A 17767-nucleotide genomic window follows, 5' to 3' on the forward strand; every position below is an offset into this window, starting at 1 on the left:
ATCACCTGTGAATTTTATTCTTCAGGATCTGTTGTTGCTGAAGTATCTTCAACTGAAGCAACATTTTCTTCAGTTACTTCAACATCATTATCATCGTCATCAACGAACTCAACTTCTGATTCAGGCTTAATATCAATCTTAAAGCCTGTTAACTTAGCAGCTAAGCGCGCGTTTTGACCACGTTTACCAATAGCTAATGATAATTGGTAATCAGGAACAATGACCATGCATTCGCGCTGTTCTTCATCGAATTGAACGGCAATTACTTGGGCTGGATTTAATGCATTGGCAATATAATCCGCTGGATCTTCTTCCCATTTAACAATATCCATATTTTCGCCGTTTAATTCATTAACAATCGCTTGAACACGTTGACCCTTAGGACCAACACAGGTACCAACAGGATCGACGTTAGGGTTGGTTGAACGAACAGCTACCTTAGAACGATCGCCTGCTTCACGAGCAATTGAGACAATCTCAACTGTGCCATCGTAGACTTCAGGGATTTCTTGTTCAAATAATCGTTTCACTAATTCTGGATTAGTCCGTGAAACAAAAACTTGAGGTCCTTTAGTCGTGTTTTCAACTTTGCTAACAAAAACTTTAATACGATCATGAGTTTGATAATCTTCATCAGGAATTTGATCTTGACGACTCATAACAGCTTCAATATCACCTAAATCAACATAGATATATTTGTTGTCACGACGTAAGACCGTACCTTGGATGATCTCGTGTTCATATTGAGTGTATTCATTATAAACTTGTGAACGTTCTGCTTCGCGTAAACGTTGCATAATCACTTGTTTAGCTGTTTGTGCAGAAATACGACCAAAGTTACTTGGTGTGACTTCAACTTTAAAATCATCGCCAACTTCATAGGCCCGGTTTTTCACTAAGGCTTCTTTTAAGCTAACCTCTAAGCGTGAATCGACCACGTCTTCGACGACTTTCTTAATGGCATAAACATGAATGTTGCCAGATTTCTGATCGAATTCAACTTCAACGTTTTGAGCCTGATTATAATTACGCTTATAAGCAGAAACTAACGCTGCCTGAATGGCATCGACCACAACTTCTTTTTTGATGCCTTTTTCCTTTTCCAGTGCATCGAGCGCACCTAACATTTCCTCATTCATGATGTGTTCCCTTCTCAATCCTAAAATTCAATCGCTAATCGCGCTTTGGCAATATTCTTGCGTGGAATTGTAATTTGTTTTGGGCGACCTTTGTCTTTATAATCTAAGGTTAATTCTTCAGCAGAAAGTTGACGTAAAAAACCTTCGTAGAATTTCTTCTTAGCAATTGCCGCATAAAGTGAAACGTGAATGTATTGATCCATTGCAGCTTGATAATCCGCTTCATTTTTTAAGGGCCGCTCTGCACCTGGCGAGGAAACTTCCAACACGTAAGCTTGTGGAATCGGGTCAGGATCAGCTTGATCCAACTGTTCACCTAACAAATCACTGACTAATGCACATTCTTCAATGTTAATACCACCGGGTTTATCAATATAAACACGGAGGAACCAACTTTGTCCTTCTTTAACATATTCTAAATCGACTAGTTGAAAATGGTTAGTATTGAGAATCGGCATAACCAGATCTCGAACGGTTTCAATGACTGAACTCAAAACCAAACCTCCTTTCAGTAAATCGGCCAATAAAAAGAGTGAGCATTTCTGCTCACTCGAACCAATTCTTATTGTCATTATAGCATCTTTACTGATTTTTGCCAAGTTAAGTCCCATTTGGACTCAATGCTGTCAATTAAAAGAGTGATAATTGATTTTCATCCGGCAAATCATCTAAGACGCCATTAGTGGTCATGTAATCAATAATGGTTTTTGAAACTTTCCCGCGAGTTGCTAAATCTTCTTTAGATAAGAATGGTCGTTCAGCACGAGCAGCGACAATTTGTTTGGCAACGTTAGCACCTAGACCTGGAATAGCATTGAATGGCGCTAGAATAGTATGATCATCTAAGATCTGGAAATTATCGGAATCAGATTTTTCAATATCAACCATCTTAATTTCAATTCCTCGCTCTAAACACTCGTTGGCTAATTCCATCACCGTTAATAAATTGGCTTGTTTAACTGCACGGCCCTTACCTTTTTCATTAATTTCCTCGGTTAAAGCTTTCATCCGCGCTTTGACCGCTTCTTTACCATGTGACATGGCAACTAAGTCAAAGTCATCTGCGCGAACACTGAAATAAGCGGTGTAATAAACAATTGGGAAATAAACTTTGAAGTAAGCAATACGCAAGGCCATTAAGATATAGGCAGTCGCATGAGCCTTCGGGAACATATATTTAATCTTTAAGCAAGAATCAATATACCAGTCAGGTACGTGCTCGTTGTTGCGTAAGACTTCCTGCCATTCATCGCGAATACCTTTCCCTTTACGGACACTTTCCATAATTTGGAAACTTAACTGTGAATCAACACCCCAATGAATTAAATCCATCATGATATTATCACGACAACCAATAACATCTTTCAAGGTAACGACACCTTGATTAATTAATTCTTCGGCATTGCCTAACCAAACATCGGTACCATGGGATAAACCAGAAATCTGTAACAATTCAGAAAAGGTTGAAGGATGGGTCTCTTCAAGCATTCCTCGTACAAAAGCTGTCCCGAATTCCGGTACGCCTAACGTCCCAGTCTTAGAATGAATCTGCTCAGGTGTTACACCTAAAGAATCTGTTCCTGAGAACAAGGCCATCACGCCAGGATCATCAGTGGGAATGGTTACTGGATCAATTCCAGATAAATCTTGCAACATCCGGATCATCGTGGGATCATCATGGCCCAGAATATCAATTTTTAAAATATTATCGTGAATGGAATGGAAATCAAAGTGTGTTGTCTTCCATGCTGCATCGGTTTTATCAGCTGGATATTGAATGGGCGTAAAATCATAAATATCCATATAGTTAGGTACAACGATAATACCAGCCGGATGTTGACCAGTTGTTCGTTTAACCCCAGTAGCACCAGCTGCCAAGCGATCAACCTCTGCCCCCCGCAATTGCTGATTATTAACCTCTTCATAATGCATTACATAACCATATGCGGTTCGATCGGCAACCGTGCCAATTGTCCCGGCCCGAAAAACATATTGTTCCCCGAACAAGACTTTGGTGTAGTTATGGGCAATAGGTTGATAATCCCCAGAGAAGTTTAAATCGATATCGGGAACCTTGTCGCCTTTAAACCCTAAGAAAGTTTCGAAAGGAATATCATGGCCATCTTTAACTAAAGTAGCACCACAATTAGGGCAATTCTTGTCCGGCAAATCAAAACCAGAACCATATTCGCCTTTAGTATAAAATTCGCTGTATTGACATTCTGGACAACGATAATGTGGCGGTAACGGATTAACTTCAGTGATACCTGTCATTGTCGCAACTAAACTTGAACCAACGGAACCACGAGAACCAACTAAGTAACCGTCTTTATTACTCTTAAATACTAATTTTTGCGCAATTAAATAAATTACCGAGAAGCCATTACCAATAACTGACTTTAATTCTTTTTGCAAGCGTTCATCAACGATTTTGGGTAACGGATTACCATAAAGCTCGTAAGCCTTGTTCATGGCCAGCGAACGAATTTCTTCTTCAGCACCTGGCATCTTAGGCGTATAGAGCTTGTCCTTAACTGGCGTAATACCATCATCAATCAGATCAGCAATTTTATTCGTATTGGTAATCACAATTTCACGGGCTTTGTCTTCACCCAAAAAGGCGAAATCTTCTAACATCTCACCAGTAGAACGAAAATGAGCATCAGGTAAAATTTGCCGATTTAACGGATTACCCTTATCTGCACGAATTAAAATTTCACGGTAAATGGCATCATGAGGATCTAGATAATGCACATCCCCTGTGGCCACAACCGGTTTATGCAGATCCTCACCTAACTTCACGATATTTTCAATAATATCTTCTAAAGCACGATCATCGTTAATCAGCTCACGTTGAATTAATGGTTGATAGATTGCTTTAGGCATGACTTCTAGATAATCGTAATATTGCGCTTTTTGTCGTGCCTCTTCATAACCCTTTTGCATCATTGCTGTAAAAACTTCACCCGACGAGCAAGCTGAACCAACTAAAATACCTTCGCGATATTGATTCAAAAGCGAACGTGGCACCCGAGCAAACCGATAAAAGTAATTAACCATTGAACCAGAAATGATTTTAAAGAGGTTTTTTAATCCTGCTTGAGTTTCTGCCAATAAAATCGCGTGATGCGGTCGTGATAAACGATAAGCGTTCCCGCCACCGACACGATCATTTAATTCTGAAATATTGGTAGTTTCAAAGCGTTCATTAAATTCCTTTAGCAATGCATAATACAACAAGCCCGTTGCTTCAGCATCGGCGTCGGCACGATGATGGTGTTCCAAAACAATATTGTAACGTTTCGCTAAAGTATCTAGTTTATGGTTAGTGTTTTCCGGATGTAACAGCCGTGACATTTCCAAAGTATCAATCACTGGTGTATGAACAGCTGCATGACCGATTCTACCCAAGGCCGCATTTAAAAAGCCAATGTCAAATGTGACGTTATGACCAACAATATTAGCATTACCTGCAAAATCCATGAACTGATTAATAATTTCAGTTTCTGAACCGCCGGATTGAACCATTTCATCTGTAATATTGGTTAAATTAATCGTAGTTGCTGATAATGGATGGCCAGGATTAATGAATTCGTCAAAGCGACCAATCACTTGGCCGTCTTTCATCTTAACGGCACCTAACTCGATAATTGTGTCATAAACGGCCGACAATCCCGTGGTTTCCACGTCAAAAATAACATATTCAGCGTCTTCAGCGTTCTCGTCGCGTAAGTTGTACGCCACTTGATTACCATCATCGACTAGATTAACTTCTACACCATAAATCAATTTCATACCAAATTTTTGGCTGGCAGCATTGGCATCGGGAAAAGATTGGGCACCAACGTGGTCTGTCAACGCTAATGCCGTCATTCCCCAAGCTTTAGCGCGCTTAGCAAAATCACCAATTGAATTAGTCGCGTCCATCTGGCTCATGTTCGTGTGTAGATGTAACTCGACCCGCTTTTGTTCACCTTGGTAATTATCTTGTGGTTCTGGATGACTGAATTCTTCAACTTCATTAGCGTTTAACGTTAATTCATGAGTGAACGTATCATTTTGAACACTACCTTGAACTCTGACCCACATTCCTTTGTGGAATTGTTCAAATAATGGTGTGTCTTCACCATTTTTGCGCGAGAAGCGTTTCACAATAATTGAAGAAGTATAATCGGTAATCTTCAAAGTTAACAAAGAACGACCAGAATTAAACGTCTTTACTTCAGTGTCAAAAACATAACCCTGAACATAAACAGAACGTTCTTCTTGTTCAATCTTATCTAAGGTAATCAAATCAGTCTTAGGCTTAAGTTGACCACCAATAGTAATGGGACCATCCGAAACCACTTCAGCACTTTTTGCTGCTTGTGCTTTTTGCTTTTGCTCTTGTTGTTTAGCGGCTTGCTGGGCAAATTCCTGTTCATGTTGAGCTTGGTGAGCTTTTAAGTCTTTAATCTTCTCTTGCACTTGAGATTCATCAACTGTAATCCGAAAACTTAACTTAGGAAAACCAGCGCGTTGATAAGCTTCTTCAATCGGTCCAATTGCTTGTTTAACCATGAAGCTCTTAACGATTTCATTATCAACACTTAAGAAGATTAAGTTGTCCTTTAATTCTGGCGTTTGATTGGCACAAACTTCTGCAATCATTGGTGATTTAATCCCCGTGTCTTGAACAACAAACTGCCAATAAGTTTGTAAATCAATCGCGTTAAACTCAGGATTAATCGTCGTTAGATCCAGATTAACCTTAGCAATCCCTGCAAAAGCCTGAGTTAATTGCTGTAAAAACTGATTAAAGACAGCAAACGGCAAGATTTTTGCAATTTTAATTCTAAAAGTCCAACTTTGGGAGACTTGATGAACGACTAATTCTGTTAATTCAGCATCTTGGAAATATTCTTGTTGGCTTTCTGGCCATTGAATTTGTTCTAATAACTTCTCTAATAAATTTTCTTCTGCCAAAAAAATCCCTCTTTAATTGAATCCCTATTACTCATCATGTTGATTAAATATTAAAATCCGAATGATCAAAAAAATCATTCGGATTTGATAACTCGTTGAAAAGTATCAACGAAAAAATTTAATTAATCGGTTGTCTTTGAAAGTAAAATTGGTAAAACGTTCACTAATTCGTCCTTCTTAACCTCAAGTTTTTCACCAGTTGCGCGTAATTGTACTTCGACAATATCTTCGGCTGCTTTCTTACCAATTGTAACACGAACTGGTAAGCCAATTAAATCTGAATCTGCAAATTTAACACCAGCGCGTTCATTACGATCATCGGTTAAATAAGTTAAGCCGGTTTGACCAATTAACGCTTCAACTTCTGCAGTAACTCGTGCTTGATCTTCGTTTTTAAGGTTAATTGGCACAATGTGGACATCAAATGGTGTAATTGAACGTGGCCAAATAATACCATGATCGTCAGAATGTTGTTCAACAATTGCAGACAGCAAGCGTGAAACACCAATTCCGTAGCAACCCATGATTAATGGTTGCTCACGACCATTATTGTCTAAGAAGTTAGCCCCCATAACCTTAGTATAGCGAGTTCCTAACTTAAAGATGTGGGCAATTTCAATGCCACGAGTAAACTTCAATTTGCTCTTACCGTCTGGTGCAATATCACCTTCACGAACTGTGCGCAAGTCAGTAATATCTTCCTCAGCAACGTTGAAATCACGATCAAAGTTAACATTAAGGAAATGATATTCTTCTTCATTAGCGCCAGTAACACCGTTGATAATCTTTTTAACTGTTTCGTCAGCTACAATGCGTAAATCTGCTGGGGCACCGACAGGACCAATCGAACCAACAGGTGCATTGAACAATGCTTTAACTTGTTCATCACTAGCCAATTCCAAGAAGTCAGCATGTAAGAAGTTCGTCAACTTAACTTCATTAATTTCATAATCACCACGAATTAAAACAAGAACAGGTTGTTCATCAGCCATGAACAAGACACTCTTAATTAATTTCTGTGGCTCTACTTTTAAGAAGTCTGTCACTGAATCAATTGAACCAACACTTGGTGTGGCAATTTTCTTTAATTCAGCCATATCTTCTTGAATTGGAATATAATGATCAATATTTCTGGCCATTTCCAAATTAGCTGCATAATCATTGCTATCTGTGTAAGCAATTGTATCTTCACCAATTTCAGCAACGGCAGAGAATTCACGAGAGTCATTACCACCCATTGCGCCGGCATCACCAACAATTGTCCGGTAATCAAGGTTTAACGCGTCAAAAATATTACGATAAGCTGTTTCCATATCATGGAAGATATCATCTAATTGAGCTTCATCAGCTGAGAAAGAATAGCCATCCTTCATTAAAAACTCACGACCACGTAATAAACCGTAACGAGGACGATCTTCATCACGAAACTTCGTCTTAATTTGATAAAGCGTAACCGGTAATTTCTTATAAGAATTCAATTCATGGCGGACTAAGTCAGTAACCGTTTCTTCATGTGTTGGTCCTAAGACAAAATCACGATCGTGACGATCTTTTAACTTGAACAGGTTATCGCCATAGGTTAAATAACGACCTGTTTCGTGCCATAAATCTGCTGGAATCACTTCAGGTAGTGACACTTCAACTGCACCAATTTGATCCATTTCTTGACGAATAATTGTTTCAATTTTTTGTAAAACGCGTACTGCTAATGGCAAGTATGAATAAATACCTGCTGACGTTTGACGAATATAACCCGCGCGCAACATTAATTGGTGACTGCGAGCTTCTGCATCAGCGGGTGTTTCCTTTAATGTCGGAATAAACATACGTGATTGTTTCATTTAACTAACTCCTCCAAAAGTGAACTTACTTAAAAAAGTAACGAGCGATATCGTTCCAAGTCACCGCGATAAATAGCAAAAGTAAAAATCCAGCGCCAATCAAAGTAATCATTCCCTCTTTTTCAGCAGGGATTGGTTTGCGGCGAATTAATTCAATTAAGTTCAACAAAATTTTCCCACCATCAAGTCCAGGAATTGGCACTAAGTTAACCAGACCCAAGTTAACTGACAGCATAGCTAAGAACCAAACAATATTGGTAAAGCCAGCATTAACGACTTGTGAGGTACTCGTGTAAATTCCTACTGGACCAGATAGTTTATTTAAACTAAAACCACCAGTGAAAAATGATCCTAACACTTTTAAGATCTGTTGACCAGTTGACCAAGTTGTTGTAAAACCATATTTAATTTTACCTAATAAGCTACGATCGAGTTGATTAGTAATCCCAATTTGACCATATTTTTTGCCATCAGCTTTAACAGTCTTCGGTGTTAATTCAACGGTTAGGTTTTTATCACCACGTTTAACAGCTAAGGTTGTTTTTTGACCATATCTTGATTGTAACGCGGTTACTAATTCTGTCCAGTTATCCGTCTTTTGATGTTCAACTTGTGTAATTTGATCATTTGTTTTAAGACCAGCTTGTGCTGCAACTGAATTAGGCTGAACAGTGCCAATGACATTGTGAGTTGATAAAACCCCACCTTGTAAAAAAGCCACAATCATAAAACCAACAATAGCCAACAAGAAATTATTAAATGGTCCGGCAAAGTTAGTCAAAATTCGTTTAACAACTGAAACTGATTGAAATTGAACATCACGTGGCGCAATTTGAACTTCAGTGCCATCTGTTTCAATAATCAGTGCATCGTGATCAACCTTAAACGTGCGGGCTTGATCAGGATCAGCATTTTCATTACCACTAATTGTTAAATTATCAATCAGATCAGCTTTGGCAATCTGAATCGGGATACCCGATAAGTTTGTATTATGCTCGCTAATATCTATTCTGGTTACAACACCGGCATCGTTAACCTGTAGCGTTCCCATTGTACCTGGCTCAATTGTGGAATCATCATCACCTGCACCGGCCATGCGAACATAACCACCGATGGGCAACCACCGAATGGTAAACGTTGTATGATTACGCCGCCAGCTGACCATCTTAGGCCCAAAACCAATGGCAAACTCACGAACAAGAATCCCTGACTTACGCGCCATAATAAAATGACCATATTCATGGATCACAACTAAGATGCTGAAAATAATTAGAAAAGAAATAACTGCTTTCAAATGGTTTCTCCTTAATTATAGTAAACCGAACCAATGCAACATTGGTAGAACAAATAATAGACTGTCGAAACGATCTAAAATGCCACCATGGCCTGGCAAGATCTTGCCAGAATCTTTAACACCATAATAACGTTTGTAAGCTGATTCTACCAAATCACCAAGTTGGCCACTAATTGAAAAGACCAAAGTAATTAAAATCATGTAAGTAAAATGAGCATAACCAACTGGGAAGAAATGTAAATAAATAGCAGCACAAACTAACGCACTTAAAGTGCCACCAATACTACCTTCCCAGGTCTTGTTAGGGCTAATTACTGGCCATAACTTATGTTTACCAAAAGAACGACCAAATTGATAAGCACCAATATCCGTTGCCCAAATTACAACCAAGATGTAACCTAGTAAAGCTAAACCATCTTGAGTACCACGAACAGCAATCAAAGAATGGAAACCATTACCAATATAAACCATAGCCAAGGTATTGATGCCGATATCATCAATATTGGTTTTGTTTTTAGAAGTTACCGTAACCAGTAATAACAAGGCGACGGTAATCGCAAAAATATCAAAGCGCGTTAGATATGAAGGCAAATTCTTAAAAAAACCATCTGGTAAAACTAACGCTGTAATACCTAAACAAGAAATAAAGAAATCAGGCGAAACAATAATCCGTTTGCGCATGATAAACATTTCTGAAAGCCCTACTAAAGCAAGGGCAATTGCCGCAATATCGATCCAAATACCACCAAGTAAAATAATGGGAATAAAAATCAGTAAGGCGACAACAGCCGTAATAACACGTTGTCTCATAAATTAATCCTCAGCTTCCTAACTATTATTTTAAACCACCAAAACGACGATCTCGGTGGTTATATGAATCAATTGCTTGATCAAATTGCTTTTCAGAAAAGTCTGGCCAGTGAATATCTGTAAAAAAGAACTCACTATAAGCAAGTTGCCATAACAAGAAGTTCGAAAGGCGCAATTCTCCACTTGTTCGAATTAATAAATCCGGATCAGCAAATTCACCTAATGACGCGGTCATTAAGCGAGCAGAAATAAGGTCATCTGTAATTTGATTCGTTGCTAGTTTCCCGGCAGCCACATCAGTCGCAATATTTTGCACGGTAGCCGTGATTTCTGCACGAGAACCATAATTCAAGGCAAAATTAAGAATCATACCTGTATTATTGGCGGTTTCTGCCATTGCCTTTTTCGTAACAGCCAAGGTCTTTTCAGGAAGTTGATCTAAAAAGCCCATCACATTAACTTTGACATTTTGTGCCATTAATTCGGGAATGAAAGTATTAAAGAAATCAATCGGCAATTGCATTAAGTAGTTCACTTCATCTGTTGGCCGACGCCAATTTTCAGTTGAAAAAGCATAAAGGGTCAAAACCTTGACCCCTAGTTTGCTTGCTACTTTTGTAATTGTTTTGACATTATTCATGCCTGCCTTATGACCAAATGCTCGGGGACGATGGTGCGCTTTAGCCCAACGGCCATTACCATCCATGATAATCGCAACATGCTGCGGAATTTTACGTTCTGCTTCTGTCAAATCAACGCCATCTACCCTTCAGTAATTTCTGCTTCCTTATTCTTAGCAATTGCATCGACTTCTTTAATGGCTTGGTCTGTTACCTTTTGCAATTGACTTTCTAAGTCATGCATTTCATCTTCAGAGATATCAGCATTTTTTTGTTGTTTACGGATTGCATCTAAGGCATCACGGCGAACATTACGAATCGCAATCTTAGCACCTTCAGCATCTTTGCCAACTTCTTTAGCTAATTCCTGACGACGTTCACCTGTTAATTGTGGAATCACCAAGCGCACAACTTCACCGTCGTTAGCAGGATTCAAGCCTAAATCAGAAGCTAAAATAGCGTGCTCGATATCATTAAGTGATGTCTTATCATAAGGCTTAATTAAAAGTACCCGTGGTTCAGGCACACTTACTGCTGCCATTTGGGTCAACGGTGTTGGTGCACCATAATAATCAACCATAATCCGATTGAGTAAACTAGCATTAGCTCGGCCAGCACGAATATCAGCTAAATCACGTTTTAAAACTTCTTGTGACTTAACCATGTTTTCTTGTGCTTTAGCAATAATTTCGTTAGTTGCCATTATTCTTTACCTCCACTGATGGTTGTACCAATTTTTTCGCCTTCAACGACGCGCTTAATGTTACCATTCTCGGCCATATTGAAAACAACAAACGGAATATCATTATCCATTGAAAGACTGCTTGCAGTTGAATCCATTACTTTTAAGCCCTTGTTTAAGATGTCTAATTGTGTTAATTCATCAAACTTCTTAGCATTAGGATCCTTATTAGGATCAGCATTATAGACACCATCAACGTTATTCTTAGCCATTAAAATAACATCAGCATCAATTTCAGCAGCACGTAAAGCAGCAGCTGAATCTGTTGAGAAGTATGGATTACCAGTACCACCAGCAAAAATAACGACGCGGCCTTTTTCCATATGGTGAATAGCGCGACGACGAATGTATGGTTCAGCAACTTGGCGCATATCAATTGATGTTTGAACACGTACTTCAACACCTAAATGTTCCAAGCCATCTTGCAAAGCCAAGCCATTCATAATGGTTGCTAACATTCCCATTGAATCAGCTTGTGCACGATCCATCCCTAATTCAGCGCCTGTTTCACCACGCCAGATATTGCCGCCACCGACAACAACACCAATTTGTACACCTAAATCATGAACTTGCTTAATTTGTGCTGCAATTTCTTTAATTACTGGTGGATGAATACCAAAACCAGTTTCACCTGCTAAAGCCTCACCACTTAATTTAAGTACTACTCGATGATATTTTACGTTTGTCATAATCGTTCCTCCGTTGTTTGCTAAGTATCATTCTACCATATGTTTGATTTTCACCAACGTATTTTGGTCAAAATTAACGTATTTTTCTTGCGAAATCAATCATTTAACGATTTCAGGGCACAAAAAAAGGGCCAAAAATGACCCTTTTAATTAAGTTGATTAGTCCTTAATTTGACTCATAACTTCTTCAACAAAGTTATCTTCTTGTTTTTCGATACCTTCGCCGACTTCGAAACGAGCAAAATCAACTAATTTGCCGCCTTTGCTTTCAACAAATTGAGCAACAGTTTGATCCGGATCCTTAACGAATTCTTGATCAGCCAAGCTGATTTCAGATAAGAACTTGTTCAAACGGCCTTCAACGATCTTAGGAATAATGTTTTCAGGCTTGCCTTCGTTCTTAGTTTCTTCAGTTAAAACTTCTGTTTCGTGATCAAGTACTGACTTAGGAACATCATTACGAGATACGTACTTAGGATTAATTGCAGCAACGTGCATTGCAACGTCGCGAGCAGCTGCTTCATCAGTACCATCAAGTAAAACAACAGCAGCGATAGCGCCACCATTATGCAAGTATGAACCAAAGACTTGATCGTCAGTCTTTTCAATCAATTGAAAACGACGTAAAGTCAACTTTTCACCGATAACGGCAGTTAAAGCTGTAATCTTCTCTTGTAATGTTTCGCCATCAACTGATAAAGCCAAGGCTGCATCAACATCAGCAGGTTTGTTGTCAACGATTGCTTTAGCAATAACGCTAACTAAATCTTGGAACTTATCGTTTGATGAAACGAAGTCTGTTTCTGAGTTAACTTCAACAACAGCAGCAGTATTACCGTTAATTGCGATTTGTGCTAAACCTTCAGCAGCGACACGGTCGCTCTTCTTAGCAGCTTTAGCTACACCTTTTTCGCGTAATACATCGATTGCTTTTTCCATATCGCCATCAGCAGCGACTAAGGCTTTTTTAGCGTCCATCATACCGACACTAGTTTTTTCACGTAACTCTTTAACTTGAGCTGCAGTAATTTTTGCCATTGGTAAAACCTCCTAATTGTTGTTTGTTTAATTAAACAGATCAAATCAATCTGATAATCAAACAAGGTCTATTAGCTATAATTATATATAAAGAAAGAGTTTGTGACAAAACCAAGTTTTGCGACAAACTCTTTGATTGTCATTGATTAATTATTCAGCGTCTGCTGATGATTGTTCAACTTTTTCAGCGATTTCTTCGATTGATTCGTCGCCATTTTCAGTAGCTGGTTGTTGTTCTTCAACAGCAACATCATCTTCACCTTGACGACCTTCGATGATAGCGTCAGCCATCTTAGAAGTGATCAAACGTACGGCACGAATAGCATCGTCGTTTGAAGGGATGATAACATCGATATCGTCTGGGTCAGTATTTGTATCAACCATAGCAACGATTGGAATGTTAAGTTTTTGAGCTTCCTTAACAGCAATACGTTCTTTACGAGGGTCAACGATGAACATAACATCAGGGATACGTGGCATATCTTTGATACCGCCTAAGAATTTCTCAAGCTTTTCTTGTTCCTTAACAAGTAAAGAAACTTCTTTCTTAGGGAGTACATCAAATGTACCATCTTCTGACATCTTCTTGATGTCTTTAAGACGTTTGATACGGCTTTGGATTGTATTCCAGTTAGTCAAAGTACCACCTAACCAACGATGGTTAACATAGTATTGACCTGCACGTGTTGCTTCTTCTTCGATCGCATCTTGTGCTTGTTTCTTAGTACCAACAAACAAGAAGACACCACCATCTTCAGAAACGGCTTTGACGTAGTTATAAGCATCGTCAACCATTTTAACGGTCTTTTGTAAATCGATAATGTAGATACCATTACGTTCCGTAAAGATATATGGCTTCATTTTTGGATTCCAACGACGAGTTTGGTGGCCAAAATGAACGCCGGCTTCAAGCAATTGCTTCATTGATAAAACTGCCATGATAAAACCTCCTAGTTTTTATTCCGCCATTTTGCTCGCATTACTACGCAACCAACGATTGGCAACAGCATAATAATCACAAAATGTGTGAATTTGGTGTTTACACCGTTTATTAGTATAACGAATGAATTAATATCTTGCAAGCTTTTTTAATGTCAAAAGACAAATTATTAAAAACCGTTATTACATAATTCGTAACAACGGTTTTAGGCTTGTTAAGCTATGATCAACACTATCCCACAGCTAAATATAAACGTAACTTCTTATGGCAACGTGCAATGGCTCGTTTAATTTGAATTTGATCACAGTTATATTCGTGACAAACATCTTGTTCACTACGTAAATTAAGCACAACCTGAAAGCTTTCAAATTCAAAGTTTGAAAGTAACGCTAAATAATCCGGTAAATCAAATTCCGGTAAGGCATGCGTTTCACGTTGAGCAGGCGCAAAGCCGTTAGGAAACGTTTCGGTAATCATCATTTCTTCTAATGAAATGTTTTGGCGATTACTTTGGCGTTTAATTGCTAGCTCATGACGTACCAGATTACGCACATGATGATCAAATCTTAATTTATAAAAAGCACCAAATTGACAATTACGCTGTGTTTCATAGAGAAGACAAGTCTCATAACAAACAATTCGCGCTTCTTGTTGCCAATCATCTTGATCAAACATCCTCAAATAAAAACGATTGATGGTCGCCTGAATCATTGGTTGATATTTGGCAACCAATTGTTCCAATGCATCAGAACTGCCAGTGTCTTGAACTGCGCGAACCCAAGTTAATTCAGTTTTATTAATTCCCATAAAGGATGCTCCTCCTCTATGGGCGATTTTTGACACTTTCAGTATAAGCGAGAACTGATTTTTTCTAAAGAGAACTGGTGTTTATTCTGCGAGAAATTTTTATTATTATATACAGATTTTATTCAGCATCCACCTTTGTAGCACGAGGATGACGTTGATCAAAAATGTGATAAAGCAAAATTGACGTTGCTACACTAGCGTTTAAGCTTTGTACATGACCAATCATTGGAATTGTTACCATCCCGTCAACTTTTTTAGCTACTAAAGTCGAAATACCTTTACCCTCATTACCAATAACTAAAGCAAGAGGGCCCGTACTATTCCAACCACGATAGTCTTCACCGGACATGGCGGTTCCAAAAACCCAAACCCCGGCTTCTTTAAGTTGATCAATCGTATCAGCCAAATTAGTCACACGTGCAACATCAACATGTTCCAACGCACCAGCAGCAGTCTTAGCAACAACCCCAGTTACACCAACAGCTCGCCGTTTAGGAATGATAACACCATGAACTCCAACAGCATCGGCTGTTCTTAATATAGAACCCAAATTGTGGGGATCATTTAAATTATCTAAAATTAGTAATAATGGATCTTCATCGGCTGCTTTGGCTTTGGCTAAAATATCTGCAACTTCAACATATTGATAAGGCGAAAGCGTTAGTAGAACGCCTTGATGATTGGCTTCATCAGTTAAGTCATCAAGTTTAGCCTTAGGTACTTCTTGCAAAACTAAATGATGATCTCGCGCAAATTTTTGCACAGTATTAGCTAGATCACCACGTAATCCATTTTGTAGGAAAATTTTATTAACGGTTTTAACATCCCCACCGGCAATAAACTCAAGTGCCGCATGCTTACCGTAAACAAATTCGCCATCATTTTCCACTGTGTTTTCAGAGTCTTTATTATGAAAGTCTTGCTTATGAGGTCGCGCACTTTTTTTATCATAACCGTCAGATTTTTTACGATTGTTAGATCGTTTATTTTGGCGGTCACGATTATTATCAGTAAACTTTTTATGAAATGCCATCTGTGTGCTCCTTTTCAATTTCTGCGATACACCATTGCGCCAATTCGCTAATTCGCTGCTCTTGTCCATCTAACTTAAGTGAACCAAAAACGGCTTCAAAACCAGTTGACATGCGATAAGTGATAACATCAGTATGCTTAGCTTTGGTGTAACTCTTAGCGTTTCGACCACGATGATAAAAAAGCAATTCACGTTCAGTTAAACGTTCTTCGTCTTGCAACTTTTGAATGAGCTTTGCTTGAGATTTTGCGGAGACAAATGCCACAGCTTGTTTCTGCAATTGATTAGGACGCGTAACGCCCTTGGCTAATAAATGCTCGCGAACAAAAACTTCATAAACACCATCGCCTAAATAAGCAAGGGCAATCCCGTTTAGTTGATCAGCCAATGAACTCATTTTAAACGCCACCTCGTTCCTTGTGGTGTATCTTCTAAAACAACGCCACGTTGGGCTAACTCATCGCGAATAGCATCACTCGTTGCATAATCCTTGTTAGCTCGTGCGGCATCGCGTTGCACGATTAAATCAGCCACATCACTATCCAGACTTTCAGTAACGGTTAAATCTACACCAAAAATTAATAAAAATGCTTCTAATTGCTGAACTAAGTCAATCAAACTATCTAAATGAACTGCTTCTGCAACAGCATATTGATTCATCTCACCAACAAATTCATGAACAACGGCTAAGCCATTTTGCACGTTGAAATCGTCATCCATTGCTGTGATAAACTTCTTCCGATAATCAGCCACCAATGCTGTTATCTTAGCATCAGAACCAGCCTGACTATCTTTACGACGGTACAATAAATTGGCACGCGCAATTTTGAAACGTTGCACTTCATTTTGTGCTTCTTCAATAGCTGCTTCGGTGTAACGAATTGGTCGGCGATAATGTGTTGCTGACATAAAGAAGCGTAAGGCTTGATGATCAAACTTCTGTAATGCCTCGTGAGCGGTAATAAAATTACCCAATGACTTACTCATTTTCTCGTCGTCATTACCAATCGTGACAAAACCATTATGCAACCAATAATTGACGAATTTTTTACCTGTATGAGCTTCGCTTTGTGCAATTTCATTTTCATGATGTGGAAACGCTAAATCTTCACCACCACCGTGAATATCAATCGTTTCACCTAAATATTTACCGGACATGACTGAACATTCAATATGCCAACCCGGCGATCCAGCACCCCATGGCGAATCCCAGGCAACTTCGTCGGCTTTTTGACCCTTCCAAAGTGCAAAATCAATGGGATCTTCTTTGCGTGCAGTCTCTTCATCAGCAGTTCGTTCACTAGCACCAACTTCTAAACGATCTAAAGATTGATGTGATAATTCGCCATAATCTTTAAAACGACGCGCACGGAAATAAACATCGCCTTCTGATTCATAGGCATAACCCTTAGCGATTAAGTCCTCAATAAAGCTAATAATATCAGGAATATTATCTGTTGCGCGAGGATGGAAAGTCGCCGGTTTAATATTTAAGGCCGCCGTATCCTCATCAAAGTAAGCAATATATTTAGCAGCGACAGCAGCAACACTAATATTTTCACTGGCAGAAGTCCGGGTTAATTTATCACCAATATCAGTAAAATTAGAAATGTAATCAACTCGATAACCGCAAAATTCTAAATATCTTCTGATGGTATCAAAGGCAACGGCACTACGCGCATTACCAATATGAATATAATTATAAACAGTCGGACCACAGACGTACATTTTAACCACATCTGGCTCAATTGTTTTAAACGGCTCCATTTGTCGCGTCATGGTGTTGTAGACTTGTAACAACTAGGACCCCTCCTATATTTATAATGTCATCTTAATAAAGCTAAACAAC

15 protein-coding genes are annotated in these 17767 nt (G+C 38.8%); all 15 read right to left on the bottom strand.

Features of this window, described 5'->3' with window-relative positions; translation table 11 throughout:
• Positions 1–14: 14 nt before the first annotated feature.
• A complete protein-coding gene (gene nusA / locus FC84_RS03430; protein WP_057755487.1) occupies positions 15–1139 on the bottom strand; it encodes a transcription termination factor NusA in 1125 nt (374 codons plus the stop codon).
• A 20-nt stretch (positions 1140–1159) separates the two neighbouring features.
• Entirely contained in the window at positions 1160–1633 is a 474-nt protein-coding gene (rimP, locus tag FC84_RS03435; RefSeq protein WP_057755491.1) for a ribosome maturation factor RimP, read from the bottom strand.
• A gap of 136 nt (positions 1634–1769) precedes the next feature.
• Positions 1770–6110: a PolC-type DNA polymerase III gene (locus FC84_RS03440; RefSeq protein ID WP_057755509.1), complete on the bottom strand. Its 4341-nt coding sequence runs from the start codon at positions 6108–6110 to the stop codon at positions 1770–1772.
• A gap of 116 nt (positions 6111–6226) precedes the next feature.
• Complete coding sequence (locus tag FC84_RS03445; protein ID WP_057755511.1) at positions 6227–7945, bottom strand: proline--tRNA ligase; 1719 nt, start codon at positions 7943–7945, stop codon at positions 6227–6229.
• A 25-nt stretch (positions 7946–7970) separates the two neighbouring features.
• Positions 7971–9239, bottom strand: a complete 1269-nt coding sequence (rseP, locus tag FC84_RS03450) for an RIP metalloprotease RseP (protein WP_057755514.1) — start codon at positions 9237–9239, stop codon at positions 7971–7973.
• A 15-nt stretch (positions 9240–9254) separates the two neighbouring features.
• Complete coding sequence (locus tag FC84_RS03455) at positions 9255–10049, bottom strand: phosphatidate cytidylyltransferase (protein WP_057755517.1); 795 nt, start codon at positions 10047–10049, stop codon at positions 9255–9257.
• A 25-nt stretch (positions 10050–10074) separates the two neighbouring features.
• A complete protein-coding gene (locus FC84_RS03460) occupies positions 10075–10755 on the bottom strand; it encodes an isoprenyl transferase (protein ID WP_083479532.1) in 681 nt (226 codons plus the stop codon).
• A 56-nt stretch (positions 10756–10811) separates the two neighbouring features.
• Entirely contained in the window at positions 10812–11372 is a 561-nt protein-coding gene (gene frr / locus FC84_RS03465; RefSeq protein WP_057755523.1) for a ribosome recycling factor, read from the bottom strand.
• Positions 11372–12100: a UMP kinase gene (gene pyrH / locus FC84_RS03470; protein ID WP_057755525.1), complete on the bottom strand. Its 729-nt coding sequence runs from the start codon at positions 12098–12100 to the stop codon at positions 11372–11374. The genes frr and pyrH overlap by 1 nt, the downstream gene beginning before the upstream one ends.
• A gap of 159 nt (positions 12101–12259) precedes the next feature.
• Positions 12260–13138, bottom strand: coding sequence for a translation elongation factor Ts (gene tsf, locus FC84_RS03475; protein WP_057755528.1), 879 nt, complete (start codon positions 13136–13138; stop codon positions 12260–12262).
• A 150-nt stretch (positions 13139–13288) separates the two neighbouring features.
• Positions 13289–14077 (bottom strand): 30S ribosomal protein S2, encoded by a 789-nt coding sequence (gene rpsB / locus FC84_RS03480; protein ID WP_057755531.1) that lies wholly within the window; start codon positions 14075–14077, stop codon positions 13289–13291.
• Between the two features lie 232 nt (positions 14078–14309).
• On the bottom strand, positions 14310–14885 hold the full coding sequence (locus tag FC84_RS03485; RefSeq protein WP_057755541.1) for a sigma-70 RNA polymerase sigma factor region 4 domain-containing protein: 576 nt from the start codon (positions 14883–14885) through the stop codon (positions 14310–14312).
• Positions 14886–15003: 118 nt separating this feature from the next.
• Positions 15004–15918: a 23S rRNA (guanosine(2251)-2'-O)-methyltransferase RlmB gene (gene rlmB / locus FC84_RS03490; RefSeq protein WP_057755554.1), complete on the bottom strand. Its 915-nt coding sequence runs from the start codon at positions 15916–15918 to the stop codon at positions 15004–15006.
• A complete protein-coding gene (locus FC84_RS03495) occupies positions 15905–16315 on the bottom strand; it encodes a Mini-ribonuclease 3 (RefSeq protein WP_057755557.1) in 411 nt (136 codons plus the stop codon). The genes rlmB and FC84_RS03495 overlap by 14 nt, the downstream gene beginning before the upstream one ends.
• Entirely contained in the window at positions 16312–17718 is a 1407-nt protein-coding gene (gene cysS, locus FC84_RS03500; protein ID WP_057755559.1) for a cysteine--tRNA ligase, read from the bottom strand. Before cysS ends, FC84_RS03495 begins: the two co-directional genes overlap by 4 nt.
• Positions 17719–17767: the final 49 nt, after the last annotated feature.

The organism is Lapidilactobacillus dextrinicus DSM 20335, assembly GCF_001436095.1.
In the GTDB taxonomy this organism is placed as follows: Bacteria; Bacillota; Bacilli; order Lactobacillales; family Lactobacillaceae; genus Lapidilactobacillus; species Lapidilactobacillus dextrinicus.